The sequence below is a fragment of the Nocardia lasii genome, assembly GCF_042658545.1.
In the GTDB taxonomy this organism is placed as follows: domain Bacteria; phylum Actinomycetota; class Actinomycetes; order Mycobacteriales; family Mycobacteriaceae; genus Nocardia; species Nocardia lasii.
Genome location: NZ_JBHSQN010000002.1, coordinates 623,964 through 630,228 on the forward strand (window position 1 = coordinate 623,964; position 6,265 = coordinate 630,228).

The window sequence follows — 6,265 nt, forward strand, 5'->3', positions numbered from 1 at the left end:
GGCCGCTGCTCCCTATGGGTCGCAGGTGCGGGTTGGGAGTGCGGTCATGGCGGACTTCAGGTGTGCGGAGGGATGCGGGTGTGCGGGGCGCGGCGGAACTCAGGTGCGCGGAGGGAGCCGGGTATGCGAGCGCGCGCCGGAACTCACGTGCGCGGAGGGAGCCGGGTGTGCGAGGGTGCGGCGGATCTCAGGTGTGTGGAGTGGGTGTTGGTCGCGGGGACGGGGACTGCGCTGTGGGTGTGGCGCGGGTGGGTTTTTCCCTGGTGCGCAAGGGTTTTCAGGCGGTGCGGTCTCGGTGGGGGGCGCGTTGGCGGGTGCGGGTGGCGGTGATGGGGTCTATGTCGGGCATGGACCAGTGGGCGGCGAGGGCGAGGCTGGGGGCTCGGCCGGAGGCGACGTGGCGGTAGGCGATTTCGGCGGCGGTGTCGGGGTCGTTGGCGGCGATGGCGGCGTAGAGGGCCTCGTGTTCGTCGCACTGGGTGCCGGGGTCGCGTTCCTTGGTCAGGTGGAACAGCCAGCGGACGCGGGATTCCAAGGGGCGCAACAGGGATTGCAGCAGGGGGTTGCCCGAGACGTCGACGATGACGGCGTGGAAGCCGGCGTTGGCGGCGGCGATGGCGGGTTGGTCGCCGCGGGCGGTGGCCTGGCGGGCCGCGCTCAGTTGCGCGCGCAGGGCGGCGAGGTCGGTGGCGTCGGCGCGTTCGGCGGCGAGGCGGGCCGCGAGCACCTCGAGGCTCTCGCGCACATCGAACAGGTCGCGGACATCGGCCACCGTGAACGGCGCCACGATGGCTCCCTGGCGCGGGACGATGACGACCAGGCCCTCGCGCTCGAGCAGCTGTAGCGCCTCGCGCAGGGGAATCCGCGAGATGGCCAACTCGGTGGCGAGATCGCGCTCCACCAGCCGCTGACCGGGGCTCAGCCGCAGGTCGATGATCCGATCGCGCAGTTCCTCGTAGGCCTGATCCCGCAGCGACTTCTTCGCCGGTTCCGCTGCCACCACACCGTCCTTTCGCTCCAGTTCGCCCACCACGGTAGCCCGCGCACGGTGGGCGACCGTTCCTTACTTCTCGGTAATCCGTCCGTCATCTGCGAGCCCCAGGCTCTCACTTAACGGTATACCGCTAATTGAGCGGTTCGTTCGACCAAGGAGTACCCCGTGCACAAGTCCACTCGGCGCGCGATCGCGTTCGGCTCGGCCGCCATCGCCGCCGCAGCCCTCCTGTCGGCCTGCGGCTCCCCCGACACCACCGCCTCGGGCGACACACTGAAGGTCGGGGTGTTCTTCCCCGGATCGCTGTCCGACACCGGGTTCATGCAGTCGGGGTATCTGGGCTACCAGCGCGTCGCCGCCGAACTCGGTGACAAGGTGGAGCTGAGCAAGGTCGAGCAGGTCGCCGCGGCCGACTACCAGCAGGCGCTGGTCCGCTTCGCCTCCACCAACGACCTGGTGATCTCGCTCGGCGGGCAGACCGACGCCGATGTGCGCAAGGTGGCCGCGCAGTTCCCGCAGGTGAAGTTCGTCGAGATCGGCGGTCCGGCCGACGCGGTGCCGCTGGCCAACCTCGCCTACTACGACCCCCAGCAGGCCGAGGCCGAGTTCCTCAGCGGCGCGGTCGCGGCGGCGGGCTCGAAGTCGGGCGCGGTGGCCTTCGTCGGCGGCGTCGAACTGCCCGCGATCGTCAACGCCGCCAACGCTTTCGGCAACGGCGCCCGTTTCACGAAGCCCGATGTCAAGGTGCTCACGCCGCAGTACGTCGGCGACTTCAACGACCCCGCCAAGGCCAAGCAGGCCGCCCTGGCCGACTACAGCGCGGGCGCGGGCGCACTGGGTCAGATCGTGAACCTGGGCAAGGCGGGCATGGAGCAGGCCGCCACCCAGGCCGGCGCCACCATGGTCGGCGGGCCCATCCCGGGCGACTGCTCGAATCCGGTGTACCTGGGCTACGTGCACACCGATATCGGCGCCGAGGTCGAGTTCGCGGTGCAGTCGGTGCTCGACGGCTCGTGGAAGGCCGAGAACGTGCGCTTCGGGCTCACCTCACCCAACGACGGCACCGATTTCGTGCTGTGCAGCAAGGACACCGCGGTCGTCGACGCCCTCGCGAAAGCCAAGACAGCGCTGGCCACCGGCGCGGTCGAGCCGTACTGACGATCATGAGCACTCCCGCATTGACCCTGCAGGGGTTGGGTAAGAGCTTCGGGGCCGTGCGCGCGCTGCACGGCGTGGACGTCACGGTCGAATCCGGCACTGTCCATTGCGTTCTCGGCGAGAACGGCGCGGGCAAGTCGACACTGTGCAACCTGGTCTTCGGCGGCTACCGGCCCGATACCGGCCGAATGCTACTGGGCGGCACCGACTTCCGACCAGACTCCCCCGCCGCCGCGATGGCCGCCGGGGTGGCCATGGTGCACCAGCACTTCAGCCTGGTCACCACCATGACCGTCGCGGAGAACCTGCTGCTCACCCAGCACGGGCTCAAGATGCGTCGCAGGGAACTGACCGACCGGCTCGACGAGATCGCCCAGCGTTATCGCCTGCGCATCGATCTCGACCAGCGGGTCGCGACGATGCCGGTCGGCGCGCGACAGAAGGTCGAGATCGTCAAGGCCCTGCTGCGCGATCCGGCACTGATCCTGCTCGACGAACCGACGGGAGTGCTCGATCCGGCCGAGATCGACGCCTTGATCGACACCTGCCGCGCCATCGCCACCGACGGCAAGGCGGTGGTCCTGGTGACGCACAAACTCGGCGAGGTCGCCAGAGTCGCCGACGCCGCGACCGTGCTGCGACGCGGCACGGTCGCCGGTGGCGGTGCGATGTCGAACACCACCATCGCCGAACTCCTCACGGCGATGGTGGGCCGAACCGCAGCCGACCTCGACCCCAGCGTCGCGGCGACCATCGGGCTCGACACCACCGACTCCCGAAGCGACATCGCCACGGCCGCAACCGATCTGACGAACCCACACGGCGACACCACCGCCACAGCAGCCGACCTGTGCACCGACACCGACTCTGCCGCACCAGTTCTGGAAGTCGACGGCGTCACCGTGCGCCGAGCCGACGGCAGCGCGGCGCTCGACCGGGCGCACCTGGTCGTGCGGCCCGGCGAGATCGTCGGGATCGCGGGGGTGGAGGGGAACGGGCAGAGTGAGCTCGTCGCGGTGCTCGCGGGCAGTACGCCCGTGCACGGCGGCACCGTCGCCCTCGACGGTGTCGACATCACCGCCGCCCGACCGGCGACTCGAACGGGCCTCGGGCTCGGCGTCGTTCCCGAGGATCGCCATCGCGACGGCATGGTCGCGCGGATGAGTCTCGCCGAGAATCTCTTCCTCGGGCGCCTCGGCGATTTCCGCCGTTTCGGCCTGCTCGACCGGCGCGCGATGGGTCGGGCGGCGGCGGCCGAGCTCGCTCGGTTCGACGTGCGGGCGGCGGGGCCGTGGGTGCCGATGGGTTCGCTCTCGGGTGGCAATCAGCAGAAGGTGGTGCTCGCCCGCGAGCTGTCCACCGCGAACCTGCGCTGTCTCGTCGCCGCCCAGCCGACCCGCGGCCTGGATATCGGCGCCGTCGATTTCGTGCTCACCCAGCTGCGGCGCGCGGCCGCCGACGGGTGCGGGGTGCTGGTGGTGTCGAGCGAAGTGCCCGAGCTGCTTGCCCTGTGCGACCGGGTCTTCGTCGCCTATCGCGGCGCCCTCGCCGGCCCGGTCGAGACCACCGATCCCGCTGCCGCACAACAGATCAGCGAACTGATGATGGGAGTCGCGTCATGACCGCACCGCGCGCAGAACCGACCGAGACGTCCACGACCGCCCCACCGGCAGCGCACCGCGAAGGCGTCGCGCCACCAACCGCGAACCGGATCACCCGGCGGGCCGCCGAGCAGCCCACCGGCCCGACCGCGCGCAGTCGACCGGTCGATCTCTCCCGATGGGCGCATCACCCGCTCGTCGTGGCGGTCGCGGCGATGCTCGCGGCCGGCGTGGTCGGCCTGCTCCTGGCCGCCGGCGCGGGCGCCGCTCCCGCCGCCACCGTGACCGCCCTGTGGGAGGGCATGTTCGGCAGCGACTACGCCATCGGCGCCTCGCTCAATGTCGCGGCCACGCTCATGCTGGTCGCGGTCGGCTTCACCATCGCGCACCGGGCCGGGTTGGTCAATGTCGGTGGGGAGGGCCAGATCTGCGCCGGTGGCATCGCCGCCACCGCGATCGGCACCACCCTCACCGGCGCCCCGGCGATCGTGACGCTGCCCGCCGTGCTGTTCGGCGCCGCGGCGGCGGGCTGGTTGTGGGCGGCGATCGCGGCGTATCTGCGGGTGCGTCGCGGCACCAGCGAGATCATCACCACGCTGCTGCTCAACTTCGTGGGCCTGGCGCTGGTGCTGCTCGTCGTGCACGAGCCCGCGCTGTTGCGCCAGCCCGTGACCTCCTCGGAGACCCTGCCCCAGTCCGAACAGCTCACCGCGGCAGCGCATCTGCCGCTGCTGGGCATCGAACGCTCCCCCGCGACCATCGCCCTGTGGATCGCCGTGCTCGCCGCCATGGCCACCGCGATCCTGGTGCGCCACACCGCACTCGGCACCCGCCTGCGCGCGGTCGGACTCAATCCCGACGCGGCGGCCAGGCTGGGGGTGCCGGTCCAGCGACTGCGCTTCCTGAGCCTGTCGAGTGCGGGCGCGTTCGCCGGTGTCGCCGGCGGATTGCTCGTGGCGACAGCGCCTTTCGTGCTCGCCGAGGGCTTCTCCTCCGGCTACGGCTTCTCCGGTCTGGTCGTCGGCCTGCTCGCACGGGGCTCGCTGTCGGCGGTGGTGGCCGTGTCGCTGCTGCTCGGATTCCTCGTCTCCGGCGGGATCAATCTGCAATTGGCCGCGAATGTGCCCGCCTCGACGATCACGGTCGTGCAGTCGCTGATGATCGTGTTCATCGCGGGCGCGGCCCTGTGGACCACGACCCTGCGCACATCCGCCCCACCGAGCCCCTCGACAGCCGCCACCGCTGCGGCAGGAGAACCGCGATGAGCCTCGACACCGTCACCGACATCGCCACCAGCGGCATCGGTTTCACCCTGCCCATCCTCGTGGCCGCGAGCGGCGAGCTCGTCAGCGAACGCGCGGGCGTGCTCAACCTGAGCCTCGAGGCGATGATGCTGACCGGCGCGTTCGCCGGCGTGCTCGGCGCGGTCACCACCGGTTCCCCGGTACTCGGCGCCGCCACGGCGGTGCTCGCCGCGCTGATCTTCGGTGCGCTGCAAGCGATCTGGAGCATCCGGTTGCGCGCCGACCAGATCGTCGTCGGCATCGCCGCCAACGCGCTGGCGCTGGGCGCCACCACCTACGGCGCGCGACTACTGCTCGCCGACGGCAAAGGCCACAGCGTTCCCGGCTTCGACGCGCTGAGAATCCCGCTGCTGCACGACATCCCGGTCATCGGGCCCGCCCTGTTCGGCCAGACCGCGCTCGGCTATCTGTGCCTGGCGGTCGTCGCCGTGCTGGCGTTCGTGTTCTCCCCCCGCACCAAAATGGGTCTGGTGATCGACGCGATCGGCGAGGACGCCGTCGCCGCCGATCGCACCGGTCTGCCCGTGCGGGCCGTGCGCTTCGGTTGCGTGCTGCTGGCCGCGTTCGCCGCGGGTCTGGGCGGTGCGCAACTGGCGCTGTCGGAGGTGCATTCGTTCAGCGACAACATGACCGGCGGCATCGGCTATCTGGCCGTGGTCGCGGTGATCGCGGGGCGCTGGCGCGCGCTCGGCGTGATCTGGGCCTCGGTGTTCTTCGGCATCGCCCAGGCCCTGCAGTTCGCGCTGCCCGCTCTCGGGGTCGACGTGCCGTTCGCGCTGCTGGTGATGCTGCCCTATCTGATCGCGATCGTCGCCGTCAGCGGCCTGGTCGGCAACAGCCGCTCGCCGCGCGACCTGACCGTCGCCTTCGCCCGAACGTCCTGACCCGCCACTACTTTCGTAGGAGCCACCGTTGACTCTGATCCTGTCGCACTCCGAGGTGCGCGCCCTGCTCGACCGCGGCGCGGTGCTGGCCGCCGTCGAGCGCGCGCACGCCGACCTGGCACTGGGCACCGCGTTCGCGCCCGCCCCACCGGCGATGGCGCTGGGCGACGCGGCGTTCGTGCCGATGGTCGCGGCCGCCGAATCCGCGGGCGCGGCGGCGGTGAAACTGCTCGCCGACCTGCCCGCCAACCGCGCACGCGGCCTGCCGACCCAGCGGTCGGTGATCGTGGTGACCTCGGCGGCCGACGGCTCGTGCGAGGCGCT

At 71.1% G+C, this 6,265-nt stretch carries 5 protein-coding genes and 1 pseudogene; 5 read left to right on the forward strand and 1 reads right to left on the reverse strand.

Annotated elements, in window-relative coordinates:
• Positions 1 to 277: 277 nt before the first annotated feature.
• Positions 278 to 1,000: a GntR family transcriptional regulator gene (locus ACFP3H_RS06590; RefSeq protein WP_378601014.1), complete on the reverse strand. Its 723-nt coding sequence runs from the start codon at positions 998 to 1,000 to the stop codon at positions 278 to 280.
• Between the two features lie 159 nt (positions 1,001 to 1,159).
• Between ACFP3H_RS06590 and ACFP3H_RS06595 the strand changes: the two genes are divergently transcribed.
• From ACFP3H_RS06595 to ACFP3H_RS06615, 5 genes and pseudogenes are all read left to right on the forward strand, one after another.
• The gene (locus ACFP3H_RS06595; RefSeq protein ID WP_378601016.1) at positions 1,160 to 2,152 is read left to right on the forward strand and encodes a BMP family protein; all 993 of its coding nucleotides are present in this window, start codon (positions 1,160 to 1,162) and stop codon (positions 2,150 to 2,152) included.
• 5 nt (positions 2,153 to 2,157) lie between these two features.
• A complete protein-coding gene (locus ACFP3H_RS06600) occupies positions 2,158 to 3,774 on the forward strand; it encodes an ABC transporter ATP-binding protein (protein WP_378601019.1) in 1,617 nt (538 codons plus the stop codon).
• Between the two features lie 194 nt (positions 3,775 to 3,968).
• A complete protein-coding gene (locus ACFP3H_RS06605) occupies positions 3,969 to 5,018 on the forward strand; it encodes an ABC transporter permease (RefSeq protein ID WP_378601622.1) in 1,050 nt (349 codons plus the stop codon).
• Positions 5,015 to 5,941, forward strand: a complete 927-nt coding sequence (locus ACFP3H_RS06610; protein ID WP_378601022.1) for an ABC transporter permease — start codon at positions 5,015 to 5,017, stop codon at positions 5,939 to 5,941. The genes ACFP3H_RS06605 and ACFP3H_RS06610 overlap by 4 nt, the downstream gene beginning before the upstream one ends.
• A gap of 28 nt (positions 5,942 to 5,969) precedes the next feature.
• A pseudogene (locus ACFP3H_RS06615) lies at positions 5,970 to 6,265 on the forward strand (ornithine cyclodeaminase family protein); the annotation flags it as partial.

Coding starts and splice junctions, on each gene's coding strand:
- ACFP3H_RS06600 (WP_378601019.1), top strand. CDS start 2,158: ATGAGCACTCCCGCATTGACCCTGCAGGGGTTGGGTAAGAGCTTCGGG.
- ACFP3H_RS06610 (WP_378601022.1), top strand. CDS start 5,015: ATGAGCCTCGACACCGTCACCGACATCGCCACCAGCGGCATCGGTTTC.
- ACFP3H_RS06605 (WP_378601622.1), top strand. CDS start 3,969: ATGCTCGCGGCCGGCGTGGTCGGCCTGCTCCTGGCCGCCGGCGCGGGC.